Raw genomic sequence first — 21678 nt, 5'->3', positions numbered from 1 at the left:
TTTTAACTTTGTTCAAAATTTAACATTTTGGTATTAAAAATTCAGTTTTCAACTTATAATATTGAATGTGGTACGGATGAAGCAGGAAGAGGTTGCTTAGCTGGTCCGGTGACAGCTGCTGCTGTTATATTACCCGTTACATTTAAAAACACACAACTAAATGATTCTAAGCAGCTTTCCAAAAAAAACAGAGTAATTTTAAAACCCTTAATTGAAAACGAGAGTGTCTCTTATGGTGTTCAACATATTTTTGAACAAGAAATCGACACTATTAATATATTAAACGCTTCCATAAAAGCCATGCATGGCGCTATTTCTAAATTAAAAACGATTCCAGAGTTTATTATTGTAGATGGTAATAGGTTTAAACCCTATGAAAACATTCCACATGCCACAATAATAAAAGGTGATAGTAAATATCTAAGTATAGCTGCTGCTTCCGTTTTAGCAAAAACATATAGAGATGCCTATATGGAAAAAATCCATGAAGAATTCCCGATGTACAATTGGAAACAAAATAAAGGCTACCCTACAAAAGAACACAGAGCTGCGATAAAAAAATACGGGATTACTAAATATCACAGAAAATCATTTAGATTATTGCCTGAGCAATACAAATTGGATATATAACTTTTTATATTTGTAAACTAAACACAACTTAATGAAGCGACTTGGTTTTTTATCGATTTTGTTCACCCTAGTTTTGGCCTGCCAAAAAGACTACAGCAAAACCAAACAACCTTATAAATTAATTCCAACCGAAACATCTGCTATCATTCAAGTAAATGAGCTTAATGATTTTGTTACTAGTATTGAAAATAATGACGTGCTTTCTGGACTATATAATAAAGAGTTAAAAAATGCTTCTCTATTTCTAAACCAGCTTAACACAACGCAGCAAGTTTATATTTCTTTTACAGATTCTAATTATCTAATTCTCTCAGAAAACGACAGCACTTTATTTGTGCTTGATTCGGTTAAGAATATTATTTCGACAACTTTGGTCGATTCAGAAATTGAAAAAACCCAAATAAATGATAACATATTCTATCATAAAATTATAGGAAATACTTTTGCAGGCTCAAACGATTTAGAACTTTTAAAAACGCTAAACACTGATAACGAAAACACAGAGCTTAGTAACTTAATTGAGACCACAGATAAAAAATCGATCGCTTCCATTTTATTTAAGTCAGAGGCTACTAATTATTCTAAACTATTATTTTCGGATGTCATAAATAAAGGCAGCAAAACCTTTACGGTCTTAGATTTTGACTACACTGAAAAAGGCCTGAATTACAACGGTATATTAACATCTAAAGATTCAAGTGCTCACAATTTGGATAGTTTTAAAAATACTGTTCCTCAAAAAACAAATACACCCTTAATTGCTCCATATAACACAAGCTCTTTAGTGAGTATTACATACGATAATTTTTCAGTATTTAACAAAAACAACAACTACCTAAAGGATAGCCTAGTAGACGTTTCTGAAACTTTCTTAAATTTTACGGATGAAATTGCCCTGATTGACAATGCCCTAGTGCTTCATTCATTGGATCCGAACTTAATTATAGAATCCATTGAAGATAAGTCTATATCTGAATCATTTAGAGATATTGACATCTATGAGTTTGGATACCCTAACTTCTTCGAGTCTAATTTAATGCCCTTTATTACTTTTGAAAATGCTAATTTCTTTTCTGTTTTTGAAAATTTTATTGTGTTTTCTAATTCTTCCGAAATCTTAAAATCAATTCTAACAGACGCTTTAAATAACAATACACTTGCTAATTCGGATGCCTTTTTAAGTATTAGCGAAAACCTGAGTGATGAAGCCTCCTTATTTATCTTTAAGGATTCTGAACAACTCTCCACTGTTTTAGACCAAACCATGAACGGCTACAATGCCAATGCTGTTCAGTTTATACGTGAAGATACCTATACACATATTAATGGAATAATTCAGAAATTCAAAAAAAGAGCGGCTTCAAATTCTGTTGCGGAAACTTTTACCACCCCACTTGAAGCCACAATATTAACAGTACCGCAAGCCGTTAAAAATCATGTTTCTAAATCGCATGATATTGTGGTTCAGGATGTAAATAATATGCTCTATCTTATTTCAAGTTCCGGCAATATTCTTTGGAAAAAACAACTCCAAGGACGAATTCTGGGTCAAGTAGATCAGATTGACATGTATAAAAACGGCAGGTTACAATTAGCTTTTACGACACCAAACCAACTATATGTTTTAGACAGAAATGGCAACGATGTTTCTCCTTTTCCTTTAAAATTTAATGACGCCATTACACAACCTCTTTCTGTATTTGATTACGATAAACGAAAGGATTACAGATTAATGGTAACGCAAGGTAAACACCTACTAATGTACAATGCCAAAGGGCAATCTGTTAGTGGCTTTAAGTATAAGAATAATGATTCTGAAATTTCATCAAAACCCAAACATTTTAGAATTGGAAGTAAAGATTACATCGTATTTGGCGCAGGTGAAAATCTTAAAGTTTTAAACCGCCAAGGCGACATTAGAATTAATGTAAAAGACAAGATTCGTTTTTCTGATAACGACGTGTATTTATACCAGAATAAGTTTACGACAACAAATACACTTGGCGAACTTATCCAAGTGGATACCAAAGGAAATCTAAGCACAAAAAATCTAAATCTTACAGATAAGCATAAAATCGCAACGACTAGCAAAACATTAGTTTCCTTAAGAGAGAATAGATTAATTATTAAATCGAGAACCGTTGATTTGGACTATGGCGAATATACAGAGCCTAGAATATTTTACCTGAATGATAAGATTTACGTTACCACTACAGATTTGCAATCTAAAAAAGTATATCTTTTTGATAGTCAAGGAAAATCAATTCCAAATTTTCCTGTTTTTGGCACTTCAGCTGCAGTGCTAGAAAAACTAGATAATGATAGTGGTTTAGAACTTATTACGCAAAGTGATGATAAAACGATAGTGGTTTACAAACTACACTAAAATCATCCTTATTTTAGTATTATTTTCACTTAGAATAAGCACATTCTTTTGTAGTATTGTACAATCAAAATATAGACGACAATTCCCATCATGATAAAAAGACAGAAAGCATCCTTAAGAAGCTGTATAATTCACAAAGTTGGCAACAAATTTAATGGCACAAAAAATGCTTTTTCAGATGCTATTGTAGATTTTGATGAAGCCACTTACAATTTAATGTTGCCTTATCTTTTAAAGCCCTTTATGAGTGTTGCTGAAAATTATCGTTTTCACCACCACAGTGATGTAGCACTCAATGAAATCAACACCTACAGCGAACAATTATTTAAGGAAGATGCTGATTTCGTAGAGATTTCAAAACATATTGTTACGCATTTATTTGAGCAAAGTAATTCGGCTCAAATTAAAACCGGAGATGTCCTTATTTGTCATTTTGAAAACATACAATACGAAGACTATTTTACAGATGCTATTGGGATCTTTAAAATTGAAAATAAAACTGAGTTTTTTCAGACTTATTTAGAAGATAATAACTACGATATTTTAGTTCAAAAAGGTATCCAAGCCAAAAAGGTAGATAAAGGTTGTTTAATCTTAAATACTTCTGATATGGAAGGCAAAATTGTACTTAGTGTAGACAACAACACTTACGATACACAATACTGGATTAAAAGCTTCCTAAACATAAGATATCCAGACGATAGCAATCAGCACACCAAAAATTGTATTGAACTTTGTAGAGAGTTTTCTAAAGAAGTTCTACAACCTAATTTTGGTGGTCAGGAACAGAGTAACTTCCTAGCTAAAACAGTTGACTTTTTCAAAGAAAATGAAATTGTAAATATCGACACTTTTAAAGAAGAAGTTTTTGACGAAGAAGATAAAATTCAATTGTTTGAAGATTATAAGAAAACTTACGAAACGGACAACAAAGTTCTCATTAGAAACCAGTTTGACGTCTCTGAAGTGGCCTTAAAAAAGCAAAAACAAAAATTAAAACCGAAATAAAATTAGATACCAACATACAAATAAAACTCGATGTTGATGCACCTGATGCTTCTGCTGAGTATTTAGAACGCGGTTATGATGAAGAGAAGAAAATGCACTTTTATAAGGTGTTTTTTAATGACGAGTCTTAATTTGAGTTAGTAAAGTCAGGCTCATATGGATAAAATTAAACGAAATTCGCTTCAAAAAGCGCACTAAAATGCTTTAAAAGCTTCACTTTAACTTCATTTTCATTTACGCTATCGACACCCAATTCATTATTCAATGTTGTCACCGCTTTACCTCGAATGCCGCATGGAATAATATGATCAAAATAGCCTAAATCTGCATTCACATTTAAGGCGAATCCATGCATGGTAACCCAACGGCTAGCCCGTACTCCCATAGCACAAATCTTTCGAGCAAATGGAGTCCCTACATCGAGCCAAACACCTGTTTCACCTGGACTGCGCTCTGTTTTTAAACCATATTCAGCTAAAGTTAGAATGATCACTTCTTCTAAAAACCGTAAGTATTTATGAATATCTGTAAAGAAATTATCTAAGTCTAAAATCGGATAGCCTACTATTTGTCCCGGACCGTGATAAGTAATATCTCCACCTCTATTAATTTTATAAAACGTCGCACCTTTTTCTGCTAATTGACTTTCAGAAAGCAATAGATTTGAGAGATCACCACTTTTACCCAAAGTATAGACATGAGGATGTTCTACAAAGAGAAAATGATTCTCAGTAATTAAACCAGCATCTTCTCTTCGATTCTTTATTTTAGTATCTAAAATAGCTTTAAAGAGTGTTTCCTGGTAATCCCAAGTGTCCTTAAAATCTTTAGTTCCTAAATCTTGTAGTTGTATTTTTTTATTCAAAATAATTATTCTTTTAATCCTCTAAAACAACTTCAATATTCAATATTTCAGGATCCTTTAGCATATCTATAAATCCTACCTCATAAGTAACGGTTTTCCGATCGTCACTGTACATGGCCCCTTCTTTCGAAAATGATTTTACAGCTTTAGGAAAGTGATAATTAATTATATACTTAGAAGATCCCAACATCAAGGCCGATTTATCTATACTATCTAAAGATTTTTGATGTTTTTCTAAATCAATAATCTCAGCATTTCTTCTAAAAACGGTACCATCATATGAGTAACTAACCAAAGTTGAGCCTTCATTACCCATACTAGAAAATGGACTTAAAGGCAAATTATCACTAGCAGTGTCATCACCTTTTAAATTATTGAAACTATTCATTGCTTTGTACATATCGCGCAACTCACTAGCATCATCAAAGTCTGTTTCTAAATCAAAAAACATCTTCTTCTTATCTGGATCCATAACCATATGAATTTTATAATCCTCCATGGCTTTAATCTTTTCCTGTTCTCCTACAGACAAATTCGCTATACTATCTTTATATTCTACCAAAAAGTCCTTAAAAACGATTGTTGAATCCACAGCTTTACTCATTTCATCAGAAGCATTCTCGCCCAGTTGCCCTAACACATCCATCATTTCTGATGCATCCATTGAGAATTTCACCTTACCACTACCGTCTTCATTGATATAGATATTTTCAGAAAACTGACAACTTGTTAGCAGCATTATAAACGCACAAGAAAGCACCGTAAAAACCTTTTTCATTTTAATCTTTTAAATACATTATTAAGACCGCAAAGGTAAGAATTTTATCGCTTTGGGTTATTGAGAATAATCAATGCTGCTATAACGCCTGGCACCCAACCACAAAGCCATAATAGAAAGGTAATAAGAATTGATCCACAGCCTTTATCTAAGACAGCTAAAGGTGGACAAATAATAGAAAGGATAACGCGCCAGATACTCATAATTTCGTTTGATGATTTGATGTATTTATAGGACGTCATTTTAATCTAAATGTTACACTTTTTATGAATTCATAATATTGAAATTAGAATAAAATTCAATAAAGTATTATGACTATAAAATAATATTGATTCTTATTCTGAATTCTTGTTTATCAACTAAAGAGATTCAGAATGACCTCCCTCTGCCAAAATACCATATAAAAGTGTTCTTCAAGATTCTTTAAAGTGTCATAAAAACATTTCTAAACAACCATAATTATTAAGAAAATTTAGAGCTTGTTAAATCTAACTAAAAAGGAGCTCGTTAATTTTTGTAAAAAGTGTAATTTTGCAGCCACTTACCAACACTTGGTAAGTTTATAAAATTAATTAAGAATGCAACTTTCAGAACAAGAATTGGTAAGACGCCAAAAGTTAGAAAAGCTTAGAGCTTTAGGGATTAACCCTTATCCAGCGGATTTATTTCCCGTAAACCACACTTCAAAACAGATAAAATCTAATTTTGAAGATGGTAAACAGGTTATTATCGCAGGTCGTCTAATGGCTATTAACATTCAAGGGAAAGCGTCTTTTGCACAATTGCAAGATAGCGAAGGTCGTATTCAGGTGTATTTTAATAGAGACGAAATTTGTACAGGTGAGGATAAGTCACTTTACAATGATGTCTTTAAAAAATTATTAGACTTAGGTGATTTTGTAGGTATTGAAGGGACACTTTTTACAACGCAAGTTGGCGAAAAGACTGTTATGGTAAAGGATTTTAAATTGCTTAGTAAAGCTTTAAAACCATTACCCATCCCAAAACAAAAGGATGGAAAAACCTATGATGCATTTACAGATCCAGAAATGCGTTACAGACAACGTTATGCCGATTTAGTAGTTAATCCTCATGTAAAAGAAGTGTTTATAAAGCGTACTAAACTTTTTAATGCGATGCGTCAATTTTTTAATGATGCTGGTTATTTTGAAGTTGAAACACCGGTTTTACAGCCTATTCCTGGAGGAGCTGCGGCACGTCCGTTTATGACACATCACAACAGTTTAGACATTCCATTATACATGCGAATTGCTAACGAGTTATACCTAAAACGTTTAATCGTAGGTGGTTTTGATGGAGTTTATGAGTTTTCTAAAAACTTCAGAAATGAAGGTATGGACAGAACGCATAATCCAGAATTTACTGCCATGGAAATCTATGTATCTTACAAAGATTACAATTGGATGATGGATTTCTGTGAGCAATTATTAGAGCATTGTGCTATTGCTGTAAACGGAACTTCAGATGCTACATTTGGCGAACATAAAATCAATTTTCAAGCACCTTATAAGCGTATTACCATGCGCGATTCTATTTTAGAATTTACAGGCTTTGATATTTACAATAAATCTGAAGACGACATAAGAGCGGCTGCAAAAGGCATGCATATTGAGGTTGACGAGACCATGGGTAAAGGCAAGTTGATTGATGAGATTTTTGGTGAGAAATGTGAAGGAAATTACATTCAACCAACGTTCATTACCGACTATCCGAAAGAGATGAGCCCATTATGTAAAGAGCATAGAGAAAATCCTGAATTAACCGAGCGTTTTGAGTTAATGGTTTGTGGTAAAGAAGTTGCTAACGCCTATTCTGAGCTTAACGATCCTATAGACCAACGCGAGCGTTTTGAGCACCAGTTAAGTTTAGCTAAAAAAGGAGATGATGAAGCGACAGAATTTATAGATCACGATTTTTTACGTGCACTTGAATACGGAATGCCTCCAACATCTGGAATGGGAATTGGAATGGACCGTTTAATAATGTTCTTAACCAACAATCAGAGTATCCAAGAAGTATTATTCTTCCCTCAAATGCGACCAGAGAAGAAAAAAGTGGATTTAAGCGATAACGAAAAAGCGATTTTAGAAGTTTTAAAAGCTGAAAAACGCATGGACTTAAATGTGCTTAAATCAAAATCTGGCTTAAGTAATAAAGGTTGGGATAAAGGTTTAAAAGGTTTGAGTAAACATGGTTTAACAAAGGTTGAAAAAACTGATGACGGTTTGTTTGTAGAGCTCGTTTAAAAGCTATTAATTATAAATATAAAAAAGGAATTACCGAGAGGTAGTTCCTTTTTTATTCTATTTTTCATGAAACATTAATAGCCAAAATCACTTTATTATTTTTTTAGTAATTTGCCTAATAATAGTCAACCAAAAACTGTATCATATCACATGAAAAATCTATCTATATTAATCCTTTTTGCTTTACTTTTTACTTCATGTGAAAAAGAAGATTCAATAACTCCAGTTGTTATCCCAAACGTAGCAACCGAGTTTAAAACAAATCTTTCTGAGTTGAATTTATTTTCAGGAAATCTAAATGAATTAAACATTACCACAAAAGCATTTGAGTACAATCTTAGCACTACTCTATTTTCTGATTACGCACATAAGCAACGTATCATCGCTCTACCTGAAGGCACAAGCATGGAATTTGACGGTGATGGTTTACCGCTTTTTCCAGAGAATACCGTAATTGCGAAAACATTTTATTACAATCACGATGAACGCGATTTATCCTTAGGAAGAACCATAATTGAAACCCGTATTTTAATGAAATTAAATGGCGAATGGGAAACGGGAGATTACAAATGGAACGACGAACAAACAGAGGCTGTTTTAGATTTAGGTGGAAGCTCGCTGCCTGTAACTTGGATTGATGTAGAAGGCAATACGAATTCCACGACTTATAAAATTCCGTCAAATACAGATTGTTTTACTTGCCATGGTAATAATGGCAATATTATACCCATAGGACCAAAATTACGATCCATGAATTTTGAAATCAATGGTATCAATCAATTAGAACAATTTATCAGCAACTCTCAATTAACAGGTGTTGCAAATAGTGCTTCTATTACAAGTTTACCGAATTGGGAAGATGAAGGCTTTAGATTAGAAGCTAGAGCAAGAGCCTACATGGATATTAATTGTGCGCATTGCCATATTCCTGGTGGAAGCTGTGCCGATGAAACCACCTTAAATCTGGCCTTTGAAACGCCACTCGATGAAAGTCAAATTGTAGAGCAAAGCCACCTTGTTAGTTATAGAATATCGTTTTATCTAGATGGTTTAAGTATGCCATTTATAGGCACTTCAATGATGCATACAGAAGGTGTAGAACTAATTCAGTCTTACCTAGACACCCTAGAATAACCACGTTAAAGAAATACTAAAATCAGTTTTTAAATTAACATATTCTTAATAGAATACGTATTTTCAACAAAATTTAAAAACTAACTATTTTGAAAAACGTACCCATTAAACTACTCTTTGTAGTTTCCGCCTTTTTAGCGTTTTCTTGCTCTACTGCAAAAAAAGCTGGAAAATCAGGCAAAGATGCCACAGCAATGGCTAAAACTTCAGCAAAGAAACCTGGAAAAAACGATCCAAAACCTTATGACAAAGTCATCACTAAAGATGCCAAAAGTGATAAAGGATTATTCACAGTTCATACTTTAGATGACAAGTTTTATTACGAAATACCAGACTCTCTTTTTAATAGAGAAATGTTAATGGTTACTCGTATTGCTAAAACAGCTTCAGAGCTAGGTTTTGGTGGAGGCAAAACTAATGAGCAAGTATTGAGATGGGAGAAAAAAGACAAAAAAGTTATACTTAGAGTTGTGTCTTATAATGTTGTTGCTGCTGATTCTCTTCCGGTCAGTGAAGCTGTTTTAAATTCTAATTTCGAACCTGTTTTATACACATTTCCTATTGAAGCATTTAGCAAAGACTCTACAAGCACAGTGATAGATGCAACGCCTTTATTTGAGAAAGATGTAAAACCTTTAGGATTACCACAACGTAATAGGTCTTCTTATAAAATATCGCGTTTAGAAAGTGATAAATCATTTATCGAGACCATTAAAAGTTACCCTAGAAATATTGAAGCACGTCACGTAAAAACGTATGCTGCAGGAAATCCCCCATCTAATTCTAGCACAGGTAGTGTTTCGATAGAAATGGCTAACTCTATGATTCTGTTACCAGATGTACCTATGAAGCGCCGTTATTTTGACGAACGCGTAGGTTGGTTTTCAAGAGACCAAACAGATTATGGACAAGCAGATCAAAAAAGCAAAACTTTAACTTATTTAGATCGTTGGAGATTAGAGGTTAAAGATGAAGACATTGAAAAGTTTAAGCGTGGTGAATTAGTAGTACCTAAAAAACAAATTGTATACTACGTTGATAGAGCGACTCCAGAACAATGGAAAAAATACATTAAGCAAGGTATTGAAGATTGGCAAGTCGCTTTTGAAGCAGCAGGTTTTAAAGATGCTATAATTGCTAAAGAACCACCAACGGTTGAAGAAGATCCAGAATGGAGCCCAGAAGATGCACGTTACTCAGTTGTACGTTATTTAGCCTCTCCTATTCCAAATGCTAATGGACCTCACGTAAGTGACCCAAGAACAGGTGAAATATTAGAAAGTGATATCAACTGGTATCATAATGTAATGTCTTTATTACGTGGATGGTTCTTTGTTCAAACTGCTGCAATTAACCCAGAAGCACAAAGTCCACAGTTTAAAGATGAAGTTATGGGACGTTTAATTCGTTTTGTATCCTCTCACGAAGTGGGTCATACATTAGGTTTACCTCATAACATGGGATCTAGTGTTGCGTACCCTGTAGAGAAATTGCGTGATGCTGAATTCACTAAAGAATTTGGTACTGCTCCATCAATTATGGATTATGCACGTTTTAACTATATCGCTCAACCAGGTGATGAAGGTGTAGCTTTAATGCCAGATATCGGAACATATGATAAGTACGCTATATCTTGGGGTTATAGACCAATTTTAGATAAAACTGCAGAAGAAGAAAAGCCAATCCTTAACGCATGGATTATGGAGCACGCTGGTGACCCAATGTATCGTTTTGGACACCAACAAGCTGGTGACGTAGTTGATCCTAGTTCTCAAACTGAAGATTTAGGTGATAATGCTATGTTAGCAAGTGAATATGGAATTAAAAACCTTAAACGTATTGTACCAAACTTAATTGAATGGACAACTGAAGCTGGTGAAAACTATGACGATTTAGATGAAATGTACGGTCATGTGATTTCTCAATTTAATCGTTATATGGGTCACGTTTCTAACAATATTGGTGGTGTTTACGAAAACTACAAAGCTGCAGATCAAGAAGGAGTTGTGTATACTGCTGTGCCTAAAGCACACCAAAAGGAAGCAATGAACTTTATTCAAGAGAACCTATTTGAAACTCCAGAATGGTTAATTGATAAAAATATTTTTGATCGTATTGAATTTACAGGTTCTATAGAACGTGTTCGTGCTTTACAATCTAGAACTGTTAATAATATTTTAAGCTTAGGAAAAATGCAACGTTTAATAGAAGCATATACCTTTGATAGTGCAGCCTATTCTTTACCAGATATGATGAGCGATTTACGTTCAGGTATTTGGAGTGAATTACGTACAGGTAAAAAAATTGATACCTACAGACGTAATTTACAACGTGCACATATTGATAGATTAGAGTATTTGATGACTGCAAAGGACCAAGCTCCTAGCAGAAGATCTAGTTCTTACGTTAAGGTTACTCCTGTTAATACTAGCCAATCTGATATTAGAGCGGTTGTAAGAGCTGAGTTAACATCATTACGTAGTCAATTACGTTCGGCACGTGGTGGAGATGCTATGAGCAGAATCCATATTGCTGATGCCATTGAGCGTATCAATCTTATTTTAGATCCTAAGTAATCTAAATTTAAATACATTTTTAAAAAGGCTTCAATTAATTTTGAAGCCTTTTTTTAGTTTAAAATAGTTTGAATAATTTTATGATAGCCTTCAAACTCAATTAAATTATTATGCTCACCTCCTTCAACTGTAATAAATTCGAGATCTTCAATATTTAATTCTAAAAGTTTTTTAGCTGATGCATAAGGTACAACACCATCATTAGTTCCATGAATAATTGTAATTGGACACGATGCATCTGGTAAGAATTGATAGGTTGGAAAATGATACTTTAACAATTGCTTTATAGGCAATACAGGAAACCGATCTTTTGCAACATCTAAAATACTGTGATAGGGTGTTTCTAAAATCAATTGTTTGGGATTGTTTTTTGAAGCTACGTACGAGGCAATTCCTGTCCCTAATGATCGACCATATAAAGTGATTTGATTTTCAGAATACTGCGTTAAAAGATAATCATAACAATATTGTGCATCACTATATATAGCTACTTCACTTAGTTTTCCTGTACTTTTTCCATAGGTTCGGTAGTCCATTATTAAGACATCATACTCCATATCAACAAAATATTCTGAAACCGTTCCCCAACGACTTAAATCACCAGCGTTTCCATGAAAATAAAGGATAACTCCTTTTGGGTTTTCAGCCTTAAAATGAAGTGCGTTTATAATGGTATTGTCATCTGTTTTAAAGAATAATTCTTCAAAATTATGTTGAAACTGGTATTGATAATTTTGCTCTAAAGTATTAGGCAAAAACAATAACTTTTCTTGCAAAAAATAAAGTGCGGATGCTATCATAATAAATATGCTTAAAAGTACAATTATAAACTTTTTAAGTCTTTTTTTTAATATCACTTTAGTGGTGCGCTCCATTTGTTTCTTAGTATTTAGTAACCAAAGGTATTACAATAGTCTTTTGGAATAGGTAAACTAAAATAACACACTGATTATGCTCAAGATTAAATCATTTTAAAAACCTCACAGCACAAAGAATGCTGCAAGGTTTTGGGTTAGTAATTAACCGATCATCAAAACTAATCGTCGTCTTCTTTTGTCTCCAATTCATTATTTATATAAGCTACATCTCTGGTGTTTTTCTGCACTGCAATAGCCGAAAACAAACTCAAAGTAAATGACATAGCATAGAAGCCTTTTTCACTTAATTCTAAATCCGCATTCCATAGTCCTATGGTTAGCAAAACTATGGATGCGATAGACGTAAACCAGCTAATGCCGTAGTACATTTCGGTAACCTGAATGTTTTCGAGTTTATCTCTAACGGCTTTTTGTCCTGAGATTACTGAGAACAATCCGAAAAGTAAAATCGTAAAATAATAGCCTTTTTCGTTAAGCATCATCTCTGCATTCCAAAGTCCAATACAATAAGCAACCATACCAATAAGTAAGGCCGACCACGAGGCTCCAATAAATGCTGGTGTTGGCTTATGATTATATAACTTCTTTTCTTTCTTTTCTTTCTTTTTTGATTTTAAATTTTCTTCGTCTTTTAAAGACACTGTTGTTTGATAATTCATACTATTTTGTTTTAATGATTATGAGGCAAATCTCGAATAAAAATCAAGAAGCATAAAATCACAATTCAAACGAAACCGACGATATATTTTATAGACTACATTTAAAATTACCTATATTTAGGGATAAATTAAATATATTTATGACGTTTAAATGATAGCATTAAAATCTATAATTGATACATTAACTATTGAAGAACAACAGAAATTCGTAAATTACCTTCAACAAAAGAACAAGCGGAAAGACACCAAGAACATTCAATTATTTAAGGTACTCGCATATTCTAATGACGATTCTAAAAACATTTGCAATCAACTTTATAAAGTAGAAAACTGCAATGCTTACCATGCCTTAAGAAAACGCCTATTTCAATCCTTAATAGATTTTACCGCGAATAAAAACCTCGAAGATGAGAGCTCCATAGACATACAGGTTATTAAGTACATTTTAGCATCACGAACCTTTTTACTTCAAAAAAATATGAGATCGCATATAAAGTTTTAGACAAGGCTGAACGCTTAGCAGATGAGCATTTAATGTTCCCAATACTCAACGAAATCTATCATACCAAAATCCAATATGCTTCTAATTATCCTAAAGTAGGATTAGATAACTTAATTGTTAAACAAAAGAAAATCAGAAAAAGCATCAATTAGAAGATGAACTCAATATCGTGTATGCTAAATTAAAATCGATGTTAAATGACGTCACATATGAAGGCACCGTCATTGATTTCGAATTAGAACTCGAACACCTACTAAAAGCACATCATATTGAAATTAACACATCGCTTTCCTTTAAATCCTTGTATCAGATTTTAGCGATTGCTAATATTTCGGCTTTAGTCACAAAAAAATATTATTCCATCGAAAGCTTTGTGATGAAGAGTTATGACATTCTAAAACAAAAGAAGGAAACCGACAAGCAACTTTTTTATCAAATTGAAATCGTTTATATAATTGCGAACACACTTTTCAGGAATAAAAAATTTGAAGCTTCTACACGTTACATCAAAGAAATGGAACAGCTCATGCAGCTGAAAAAACGGGCCTATTACAAATCCTTCATATTAAAAAAAACCTTAGTTAAAGCTTTAAACCTCAACTACAGCAATAAACAAGATGACGCTATTATATTAATTGAAAGCTTCACTAATAAAAAACATGAAGACACAGAAACCTTACTCGACTTACAACTTACATGCTTTATGTTTTACTTTCAAAAAGGAGACTTTTTAAAGTCCAAATCCATCTCATCCAAATTTTATCATACCGACCAATGGTATAAAGAAAAAGTAGGTATGGATTGGGTGATTAAAAAAAACGTTGCAGAACTTCTATTATATATAGAACTACAAGAAGACGACTTGTTTTATTCACGATTAAAAAGTTTTAGGCGACGCTACTCAAGCTACTTGAACCAAATTGGACAATCCCGAATTCTAACTTTTATAAAATTTGCAGAACTATATTACATAAAACCAGAAAACATAAACACAACAGAATTTCTAAATAAATTAGAGTTAACCTTTGAGTGGACTACAATAAACAAAGAGGATATATTTATCATAAGCTTCTATGCATGGCTGAAAAGCAAGGCTGACAAGGAAAACGTATTTCAAACAACACTAAGGCTAATAAAAATGTAACAAATGTTAATATACGTGTTAAAAAACGAATCATAGTTAAACCTAAATACTTACTCTAGGTCTAAACAAGTATAACATAAAACATAAAAGACATGAGAAATTTATTAGTAATCGCCGTAGCTCTATTTACACTAAATGGCATGGCACAGGAAAAAGAAAAGAGATCGGACCGCAAAGATAGATCAGAATTAAGAATGCAAATGACACCTAGTGATATTGCCGATTTAAAATCAAAAAAATTAACTTTAAAACTAGACTTAACTGATGCGCAGCAGAAAAAAATACATACTATTTTCTTAAGCGAAGCAAAAGCCAATGAAGGTTTAAGGCAAAAACATAAAGCCGCAGAAGGAGAAAAAAGAGAAAAGCCTTCTCAAGAAGAATTCCTTAAGATGCAAAATACCAGATTAGATCAGCAGATTGAAATGAAGCGCGAAATGAAAACGATCTTAAATGCAGAACAGTATGCTAAGTTCGAAAAAATGAAGCCTAGAGATCATAAAAAAAGAGGTGATCGTCATAAAAAACGTGATGAAAAACGCGAAGGAAAACACAACAAACAACAAGACGAAAACTAATATATAATCGTCTAATTTTGAAGAAAAAGTATCGCTTCGGTGATACTTTTTCTTTTTATTGAATAAAATTGTTATTTTAGTGTCGAATTTAAAAATTAATAATGAAAAAGACTATCACACTCTGTTTATTTGTATTTGCACTATTTTTAGGAACTCAGACTGCTGTTGCACAAAACAGTAATACTGACAAAGAAGCAAATGCTATTATAGAAGCTAAAGCTATTAAGACCACTAAGGGTTTAATTAAATTTATTCAGTTAGAAAAAGACAAGACAGAAGAAGTCTACAAAGTAGTAAAAGAGCATACTAGCGATTTATATTTCATTGAAAATGAAAAAAACTCAACTGAAAAAGAAGTATTTATTAAAACAACAGCTGCAAACGAACAGCTTGATAACAAAATGAAAGTTCTTTTAAATAAAGTACAATTTGAACGCTTTAAACGTTTTCAAAAAAGTTAAGCTCAGTTTTTTATAAAAAAAAGTCTCGCAAATAGCGAGACTTTTTCTGTTTATAAATCTTTCGCAATGTCCTCGACAGCTGCAATGGTTTCGTTTAAATCTTCATAAGTTAAAGCATCCGTTATAAACCAGGTTTCAAATGCACTGGGAGCAATATAAATACCTTTGTTTAACATGCCGTGAAAGAACTTTTTAAAAGTGTCATTATTCCCTTTAGCAGCAGAGTCAAAATCCACTACAGCATCTTCTGAAAAATGCACAGAAATCATAGACCCTATTCTATTGATTGTATGTGTCACATTATTTTTATTAAGCGCATCAGCAATACCGTTATGAAGATATTTTGTTTTCTCCTCTAGCCTATTCATCAAATCAGCATCAGCATTAATGGTTTTAAGCATAGCCAAACCTGCTGCCATAGCTAACGGATTCCCACTTAAAGTTCCCGCTTGATACACTGGGCCAATTGGAGCTAAATAGTTCATAATTTCATTTCGAGCAGCAAAGGCACCAACTGGCAATCCACCACCAACAACTTTTCCGAAACAAACGATATCTGCATTAATATTTTTAAGTTCTTGCACGCCTCCATTTGCCAATCTAAAACCCGTCATTACCTCATCAAAAATCAATAAGATATCATTTGAGTCGCAAATAGACCTTAAACCTTCTAAAAACCCATCTACAGGAGGAATACAGCCCATATTACCAGCAACAGGCTCAATAATAATTGCAGCTATGACGTCTTTATTTGCTTCAACTAATTCGTTTACATTTTCAAGATCATTATAGCGTGCCAATAATGTGTCTTTTGCGGTTCCTTCTGTTACACCAGGACTATTGGGTGTTCCAAATGTTATGGCACCACTTCCTGCTGCAATCAAAAACGAATCGCTATGCCCATGATAACAACCCGCAAATTTTATAATCTTATCTTTTTTAGTAAAGCCTCTAGCTAAACGAATAGCACTCATACACGCTTCAGTCCCTGAATTAACAAAACGAATTTTATCAATATTTGGCACCATAGAAACCGATAATTCTGCAATCTCAGTTTCAATAGCTGTTGGCATCCCAAATGAAGTTCCTTGTTTTGCTTTTTTCTATAACCGCATCTACTACAGGAGGAAATGCATGCCCCAGCAACATTGGACCCCAAGAATTTATATAATCTATAAAACGATTTCCATCTTCATCATAGACATAAGCTCCTTTTGCTGACTTAGCAAAAATAGGAGTTCCACCAACGGCACTAAAAGCTCTTACGGGTGAATTGACTCCACCAGGAATAACTTTTTGAGCCTCTTTAAATAAAGCACTACTTCTTTGATATAACATAAATTAATTAGGAATAATAAGTTGTTGACCAATAGTAAGGTCATTTGATTTTAAATTATTTTTAACTTTAATAGCATCAACCGTAGTTTTATATAATCTAGATAAAGAATACAACGTATCTCCTTTAGCCACCGTGTGCTTTTTAGACGTCACCTTCTTTGGTCCCTCTATTATAGTGGTTGATCTGCGCGATGACTTAGTAGTTGTTCCATTAAGGACTTCATCATCATATTTATCAAGATTATAGCGTTCAATTAAGCTAATCAGTTTTTCAGGATATTTACGATCTGTTGCATAACCTGCCGCTCTTAAGCCTTTAGCCCAACCTTTATAATCATCGGGTCTTAGATCAAATAAACTCGCATAACGGCTACGGCCTGTTAAGAATTCAGAATGGTCTTCGTAAGACATTTCTGCTTTATCATACTTCCTAAAACATTCTTGAGAACGATCATCATCGTGGTAAATCTTAGCACCTGTCCAACCGTGGCATTTAATCCCAAAGTGATTATTTGCCTTAACCGCTAAACGTCCTTTTCCAACACCAGATTCTAAAATACCTTGAGCCAAGGTAATACTCGCTGGAATTTTATGAGTCCGCATTTTGTTTTTGGAAATTTCAGCATATAAACTAATATAAACCTCAACACTACTTGGAGCTTTATTTTCTTCTACAGCTGACGGATTTGTTTCAACCGTTTCAACCGTTTTAACCTCCTCTTTTTTGTCTTTTACTACAACTGTTTTAGTCGTACTACTTCGTTTCTTTTTAGTTACAATACCTTTTTTAGGACCACAACTCATTGCCAATACTGCAACTAATAAGATTAAATATCTGAACTTCATGTTTTATATTTCAATTAAAGGGCGATTTTTACGCTTCAACATATCATTTACACCTGCAATTCCTTGCAAACCTCCTGTGTGAATGACAAGTATTTTAGAACCTGTTGAAAAATATCCAAGAGCAATTAAATCAAATATTCCAAATAGCATTTTACCTGTATAAATCGGATCTAATGGTATATTATAATCGTTCTTAAACGTATTAATAAACGAAATCAATTCGGGCTTTATTTTACCATAACCACCAAAATGATAATCTGATATTAATTTCCAATTATCTTGATTTGCAAATTTACGAATATCTTCTTGTAAAAAATCACCTTTTAAAGCCGGAAAGCCTAATATTTTCTGATGCTTTTTCGACGAATTAATTAAGCCAGAAATTGTCCCACCTGTTCCTACAGCACAACAGATATAATCAAATTTAAAATCGTCTGCTTCCAAGATTTCCTCACAACCTTTGACAGCCAATTCATTTGTACCACCTTCGGGAATTAAATAAAAATCCCCAAATTCATTTCTTAAGCTATTTATAAAATCATCATTCGTTTTAATCCGATACACCTCCCGAGACACAAATTCAAACTGCATACCACAAGATTTTGCAAACGTCAAGGTTGGGTTTAAATCTTTCTTTTCCCTTAACTCCTCCCCTCTTATGACCCCAATCGTATTAAAACCATATTCTTTTCCGGCGTAAGCCACAGCAGCAATATGATTTGAAAACGCACCTCCAAAGGTTAATAAGGTTTTTACATTAGTAGTTTTAGCGTCTTCAATATTGAATTTTAACTTGCGATACTTATTTCCAGAAATAAACGGATGAATTAAATCTTCGCGTTTAATTGCAATTTTAATCGAAGAATCTGGAACAGATAAGTGCTGATTATGAGTATTATAATTTAACAACGGCTTTATTTTTATAGCAACAAAGTTAGTTGATGGCGAATAAAAAATCGCAAAATTTAATTTCTAATAAATTTAAACACATTATACAAAGGTCTAGATTTTAAATAGTCGAGATCCTTTTCATGCCCATAAGCTTCACGTTCAAAAGAAATATTTCTATAGGCTAAATCCCATTTTTTATATTGAATTAATCGACATAAAAATTCAATTGTGTAAAGGATATAAAATGGAAGAACAAACAATTCAAGCTGTTGCTTGAGATGAATTCTTTCATGATTTATAAGTACAGCATTACGCTTTAAATCCTCAGTCTTTAAAAACATAAAAGGAAAAATGGTAACGCCCAAATAACCTTTTGGCACTATATATTTCGAAATCAATATCATGCTTTATTCGTTTCAAAAATCAAACCAAATTACGTTATCTTTGTTATACCAAATGAATTTTAAAATTATTGAAGGTAAATTTGGAATATATTTTCTTTAAATTAAATTGAAAATATAAAGGAAATAGCAACGAATTTAACCCAGCATTTTGATGTTTATTTGGTATTAACTATGAAAAAATACGTCCCAATTGAAGACGGTGATTATTATCTGACACCCGAAGGTTACCGCTGTTTTACTGAGCAATACCACTTGAAACGTGGCTATTGTTGCGAAAGCGGCTGCAGACATTGTCCTTATGGATTCAACAAAAACACATTAAAAAAGAAGTAATGCATACTACAAAACTCTCGTTCAAAGATCAAATATTAGAAGGCATTCCAAACATATTACCAGAACCAAAGCCTTACGATGCTTCAATAAATCATGCACCGAAACGTAAAGCAATTCTTTCTGCAGAAGAAGAAAAATTAGCGCTTAGAAATGCTTTGCGTTATTTTGATAAAAAAGATCATAAAACCTTATTACCTGAGTTTAAAAACGAGTTAGATACTTATGGCAGAATCTACATGTACCGTTTACGACCAGATTATAAAATGTATGCCAGGCCAATTTCTGAATATCCAGCAAAATCAACACAAGCTGCAGCCATTATGCTAATGATTCAGAATAATTTAGATTATGCCGTGGCACAACATCCGCACGAATTAATTACTTATGGTGGTAATGGAGGCGTGTTTTCAAACTGGGCACAGTACCGATTAACTATGAAGTATTTGGCCGAAATGAATGATGAACAAACCCTGACCATGTACTCTGGTCATCCTATGGGATTGTTTCCATCGCATAAAGAAGCACCAAGAGTTGTGGTAACCAACGGTATGATGATCCCGAATTACTCGAAACCAGACGACTGGGAGAAATTTAACGCTTTAGGAGTTACACAATACGGACAAATGACTGCCGGAAGCTACATGTATATTGGCCCACAAGGCATCGTACACGGTACAACTATTACAGTACTTAACGGTTTTAGGAAAATTAAAAAGGAACCAAAAGGCAATTTATTTGTAACTTCAGGTTTAGGAGGCATGTCTGGCGCACAACCAAAAGCTGGAAACATTGCAGGCTGTATTACCGTTTGTGCTGAAGTAAATCCTAAAATCACACAAGTACGATTAGATCAAGGTTGGATCGATGAAAAAATAACCGATTTAGATCAACTTGTTACTCGTGTTGAAAAAGCTAAAGCTGATAAAGAAACCATTTCAATCGCTTATCTCGGAAACATTGTAGATGTATGGGAAAAATTTGATGAAGCTAATGTTCATGTTGATCTAGGAAGCGACCAAACATCGCTTCATAATCCTTGGGCCGGAGGCTATTATCCTGTGGATATTTCTTTTGAGGATGCTAACGACATGATGGCGAATCAACCCGAATTATTTAAAGAGAAAGTTCAAGAAACCTTACGACGTCATACAAACGCTATAAATAAACACACCTCAAAAGGCACTTATTTCTTCGATTATGGAAACGCCTTTTTATTGGAAGCCTCTCGTGCTGGTGCCGATATTATGGCAGAAAATGGTATCGATTTTAGATACCCAAGTTACGTACAAGATATTATGGGACCAATGTGTTTTGATTATGGTTTTGGTCCATTTCGTTGGGTTTGTGCTTCTGGTAAGCCGGAAGATTTGATAAAAACGGATGCTATTGCCTGTAAAGTTTTAGAAGACATTAAAAAGAATTCTCCTGAAGAAATTCAGCAACAAATGGCTGATAATATTCAATGGATTAAAGGTGCACAAGAAAACAAACTTGTGGTAGGTTCTCAAGCTCGAATTTTATATGCAGATGCAGAAGGCCGAATGAAAATTGCCGAAGCCTTTAACCAAGCCATAAAAAATGGTGAAATCGGAACCGTTATTTTAGGAAGAGATCATCATGATGTTTCAGGAACCGATTCCCCATACAGAGAGACTAGTAATATTTATGACGGCTCACGCTTTACAGCAGATATGGCTATACAAAATGTGATTGGTGATAGCTTTAGAGGAGCCACATGGGTAAGCATTCACAATGGTGGAGGTGTCGGATGGGGCGAAGTTATAAACGGCGGATTTGGTATGGTTCTTGATGGTACTAAGGAAGCATCAAAAAAATTAAAACAAATGCTGTTTTGGGACGTCAATAACGGTATTTCAAGACGAAGTTGGGCTAGAAATGAAGGAGCCGTTTTTGCAATAAGACGTGCTATGGAAATCGAGCCTAACCTAAAAGTTACTTTGCCAAATTTCGTTGATGACGAATTATTAAATTAAGTGTAA

The 21678-nt window shown here is 33.5% G+C and carries 20 protein-coding genes and 1 pseudogene; 12 read left to right on the top strand and 9 right to left on the bottom strand.

What is annotated here, in order from left to right; translation table 11 throughout:
- The first annotated feature begins 27 nt into the window (after window positions 1-27).
- The 3 genes from rnhB (at window position 28) to ADIWIN_RS11125 (ending at window position 4024) form a co-directional block, all read left to right on the top strand.
- Window positions 28-630: a ribonuclease HII gene (rnhB, locus tag ADIWIN_RS11135; protein WP_020895275.1), complete on the top strand. Its 603-nt coding sequence runs from the start codon at window positions 28-30 to the stop codon at window positions 628-630.
- 31 nt (window positions 631-661) lie between these two features.
- Complete coding sequence (locus ADIWIN_RS11130; RefSeq protein ID WP_040757057.1) at window positions 662-3016, top strand: hypothetical protein; 2355 nt, start codon at window positions 662-664, stop codon at window positions 3014-3016.
- Window positions 3017-3106: 90 nt separating this feature from the next.
- Window positions 3107-4024: a nucleoid-associated protein gene (locus tag ADIWIN_RS11125; protein WP_020895273.1), complete on the top strand. Its 918-nt coding sequence runs from the start codon at window positions 3107-3109 to the stop codon at window positions 4022-4024.
- 166 nt (window positions 4025-4190) lie between these two features.
- On the opposite strand, the gene lipB is transcribed toward ADIWIN_RS11125, so the two are convergent.
- From lipB to ADIWIN_RS20075, 3 genes are read right to left on the bottom strand one after another with little or no spacing between them, the layout of a single operon-like run.
- Window positions 4191-4889 (bottom strand): lipoyl(octanoyl) transferase LipB, encoded by a 699-nt coding sequence (lipB, locus tag ADIWIN_RS11120; protein ID WP_020895272.1) that lies wholly within the window; start codon window positions 4887-4889, stop codon window positions 4191-4193.
- Between the two features lie 13 nt (window positions 4890-4902).
- Window positions 4903-5667: a hypothetical protein gene (locus ADIWIN_RS11115; protein WP_020895271.1), complete on the bottom strand. Its 765-nt coding sequence runs from the start codon at window positions 5665-5667 to the stop codon at window positions 4903-4905.
- Between the two features lie 44 nt (window positions 5668-5711).
- Window positions 5712-5870: a YqaE/Pmp3 family membrane protein gene (locus ADIWIN_RS20075; protein WP_020895270.1), complete on the bottom strand. Its 159-nt coding sequence runs from the start codon at window positions 5868-5870 to the stop codon at window positions 5712-5714.
- A 375-nt stretch (window positions 5871-6245) separates the two neighbouring features.
- Here ADIWIN_RS20075 and lysS point away from each other — a divergent pair, with 375 nt between their 5' ends.
- From lysS to ADIWIN_RS11100, 3 genes are all read left to right on the top strand, one after another.
- Window positions 6246-7934: a lysine--tRNA ligase gene (gene lysS, locus ADIWIN_RS11110; RefSeq protein ID WP_020895269.1), complete on the top strand. Its 1689-nt coding sequence runs from the start codon at window positions 6246-6248 to the stop codon at window positions 7932-7934.
- A 150-nt stretch (window positions 7935-8084) separates the two neighbouring features.
- Window positions 8085-9068 carry a hypothetical protein gene (locus tag ADIWIN_RS11105; RefSeq protein WP_020895268.1) on the top strand — a complete coding sequence of 328 codons (984 nt, stop codon included), beginning with the start codon at window positions 8085-8087 and terminating at the stop codon, window positions 9066-9068.
- Between the two features lie 86 nt (window positions 9069-9154).
- Window positions 9155-11644: a zinc-dependent metalloprotease gene (locus ADIWIN_RS11100; RefSeq protein WP_040757055.1), complete on the top strand. Its 2490-nt coding sequence runs from the start codon at window positions 9155-9157 to the stop codon at window positions 11642-11644.
- 53 nt (window positions 11645-11697) lie between these two features.
- Here ADIWIN_RS11100 and ADIWIN_RS11095 read toward each other — a convergent pair whose 3' ends face one another.
- Entirely contained in the window at window positions 11698-12444 is a 747-nt protein-coding gene (locus tag ADIWIN_RS11095; RefSeq protein ID WP_020895266.1) for an alpha/beta hydrolase, read from the bottom strand.
- A gap of 236 nt (window positions 12445-12680) precedes the next feature.
- Window positions 12681-13181: an inner membrane protein YiaA gene (gene yiaA, locus ADIWIN_RS11090; RefSeq protein WP_020895265.1), complete on the bottom strand. Its 501-nt coding sequence runs from the start codon at window positions 13179-13181 to the stop codon at window positions 12681-12683.
- Between the two features lie 151 nt (window positions 13182-13332).
- On the opposite strand from yiaA, the gene ADIWIN_RS21380 reads away from it, so the two are divergent.
- From ADIWIN_RS21380 to ADIWIN_RS11075, 4 genes are all read left to right on the top strand, one after another.
- A complete protein-coding gene (locus ADIWIN_RS21380) occupies window positions 13333-13683 on the top strand; it encodes a hypothetical protein (protein ID WP_020895264.1) in 351 nt (116 codons plus the stop codon).
- 190 nt (window positions 13684-13873) lie between these two features.
- Window positions 13874-14827, top strand: coding sequence for a hypothetical protein (locus tag ADIWIN_RS21375; protein ID WP_020895262.1), 954 nt, complete (start codon window positions 13874-13876; stop codon window positions 14825-14827).
- 92 nt (window positions 14828-14919) lie between these two features.
- Complete coding sequence (locus ADIWIN_RS11080; RefSeq protein ID WP_152487251.1) at window positions 14920-15405, top strand: hypothetical protein; 486 nt, start codon at window positions 14920-14922, stop codon at window positions 15403-15405.
- A gap of 101 nt (window positions 15406-15506) precedes the next feature.
- Window positions 15507-15866 carry a hypothetical protein gene (locus ADIWIN_RS11075; protein ID WP_020895260.1) on the top strand — a complete coding sequence of 120 codons (360 nt, stop codon included), beginning with the start codon at window positions 15507-15509 and terminating at the stop codon, window positions 15864-15866.
- Window positions 15867-15916: 50 nt separating this feature from the next.
- On the opposite strand, the pseudogene hemL reads toward ADIWIN_RS11075, so the two are convergent.
- From hemL to ADIWIN_RS11055, 4 genes and pseudogenes are all read right to left on the bottom strand, one after another.
- Window positions 15917-17204 (bottom strand): annotated as a pseudogene (gene hemL, locus ADIWIN_RS11070) (glutamate-1-semialdehyde 2,1-aminomutase).
- Window positions 17205-17207: 3 nt separating this feature from the next.
- A complete protein-coding gene (locus tag ADIWIN_RS11065) occupies window positions 17208-18050 on the bottom strand; it encodes a glucosaminidase domain-containing protein (protein ID WP_040757050.1) in 843 nt (280 codons plus the stop codon).
- 3 nt (window positions 18051-18053) lie between these two features.
- Entirely contained in the window at window positions 18054-18968 is a 915-nt protein-coding gene (locus ADIWIN_RS11060; protein ID WP_081669568.1) for a 1-aminocyclopropane-1-carboxylate deaminase/D-cysteine desulfhydrase, read from the bottom strand.
- Between the two features lie 47 nt (window positions 18969-19015).
- Window positions 19016-19345, bottom strand: coding sequence for a hypothetical protein (locus tag ADIWIN_RS11055; RefSeq protein ID WP_040757049.1), 330 nt, complete (start codon window positions 19343-19345; stop codon window positions 19016-19018).
- 171 nt (window positions 19346-19516) lie between these two features.
- Between ADIWIN_RS11055 and ADIWIN_RS20525 the strand changes: the two genes are divergently transcribed.
- On the top strand, window positions 19517-19678 hold the full coding sequence (locus tag ADIWIN_RS20525; RefSeq protein ID WP_161624671.1) for a C1orf53 family protein: 162 nt from the start codon (window positions 19517-19519) through the stop codon (window positions 19676-19678).
- Window positions 19678-21672 carry a urocanate hydratase gene (hutU, locus tag ADIWIN_RS11050; RefSeq protein WP_040757072.1) on the top strand — a complete coding sequence of 665 codons (1995 nt, stop codon included), beginning with the start codon at window positions 19678-19680 and terminating at the stop codon, window positions 21670-21672. The genes ADIWIN_RS20525 and hutU overlap by 1 nt, the downstream gene beginning before the upstream one ends.
- Window positions 21673-21678: the final 6 nt, after the last annotated feature.

Source organism: Winogradskyella psychrotolerans RS-3 (genome assembly GCF_000427335.1).
In the GTDB taxonomy this organism is placed as follows: domain Bacteria; phylum Bacteroidota; class Bacteroidia; order Flavobacteriales; family Flavobacteriaceae; genus Winogradskyella; species Winogradskyella psychrotolerans.
This window is presented reverse-complemented; position numbering and strand designations above follow the sequence as displayed.

What these genes read in the sequence shown, in the direction of transcription:
- hutU (WP_040757072.1), top strand. Translation starts at nt 19,678, where the DNA reads ATGCATACTACAAAACTCTCGTTCAAAGATCAAATATTAGAAGGCATT.
- ADIWIN_RS20075 (WP_020895270.1), bottom strand. Translation starts at nt 5,870, where the DNA reads ATGAGTATCTGGCGCGTTATCCTTTCTATTATTTGTCCACCTTTAGCT.
- lysS (WP_020895269.1), top strand. Translation starts at nt 6,246, where the DNA reads ATGCAACTTTCAGAACAAGAATTGGTAAGACGCCAAAAGTTAGAAAAG.
- ADIWIN_RS11095 (WP_020895266.1), bottom strand. Translation starts at nt 12,444, where the DNA reads ATGATAGCATCCGCACTTTATTTTTTGCAAGAAAAGTTATTGTTTTTG.
- ADIWIN_RS11125 (WP_020895273.1), top strand. Translation starts at nt 3,107, where the DNA reads ATGATAAAAAGACAGAAAGCATCCTTAAGAAGCTGTATAATTCACAAA.
- ADIWIN_RS21375 (WP_020895262.1), top strand. Translation starts at nt 13,874, where the DNA reads ATGTTAAATGACGTCACATATGAAGGCACCGTCATTGATTTCGAATTA.
- ADIWIN_RS11105 (WP_020895268.1), top strand. Translation starts at nt 8,085, where the DNA reads ATGAAAAATCTATCTATATTAATCCTTTTTGCTTTACTTTTTACTTCA.
- ADIWIN_RS21380 (WP_020895264.1), top strand. Translation starts at nt 13,333, where the DNA reads ATGATAGCATTAAAATCTATAATTGATACATTAACTATTGAAGAACAA.
- ADIWIN_RS11055 (WP_040757049.1), bottom strand. Translation starts at nt 19,345, where the DNA reads ATGATATTGATTTCGAAATATATAGTGCCAAAAGGTTATTTGGGCGTT.
- ADIWIN_RS11065 (WP_040757050.1), bottom strand. Translation starts at nt 18,050, where the DNA reads ATGAAGTTCAGATATTTAATCTTATTAGTTGCAGTATTGGCAATGAGT.
- ADIWIN_RS11080 (WP_152487251.1), top strand. Translation starts at nt 14,920, where the DNA reads ATGAGAAATTTATTAGTAATCGCCGTAGCTCTATTTACACTAAATGGC.
- ADIWIN_RS20525 (WP_161624671.1), top strand. Translation starts at nt 19,517, where the DNA reads ATGAAAAAATACGTCCCAATTGAAGACGGTGATTATTATCTGACACCC.
- yiaA (WP_020895265.1), bottom strand. Translation starts at nt 13,181, where the DNA reads ATGAATTATCAAACAACAGTGTCTTTAAAAGACGAAGAAAATTTAAAA.
- ADIWIN_RS11075 (WP_020895260.1), top strand. Translation starts at nt 15,507, where the DNA reads ATGAAAAAGACTATCACACTCTGTTTATTTGTATTTGCACTATTTTTA.
- ADIWIN_RS11130 (WP_040757057.1), top strand. Translation starts at nt 662, where the DNA reads ATGAAGCGACTTGGTTTTTTATCGATTTTGTTCACCCTAGTTTTGGCC.
- ADIWIN_RS11115 (WP_020895271.1), bottom strand. Translation starts at nt 5,667, where the DNA reads ATGAAAAAGGTTTTTACGGTGCTTTCTTGTGCGTTTATAATGCTGCTA.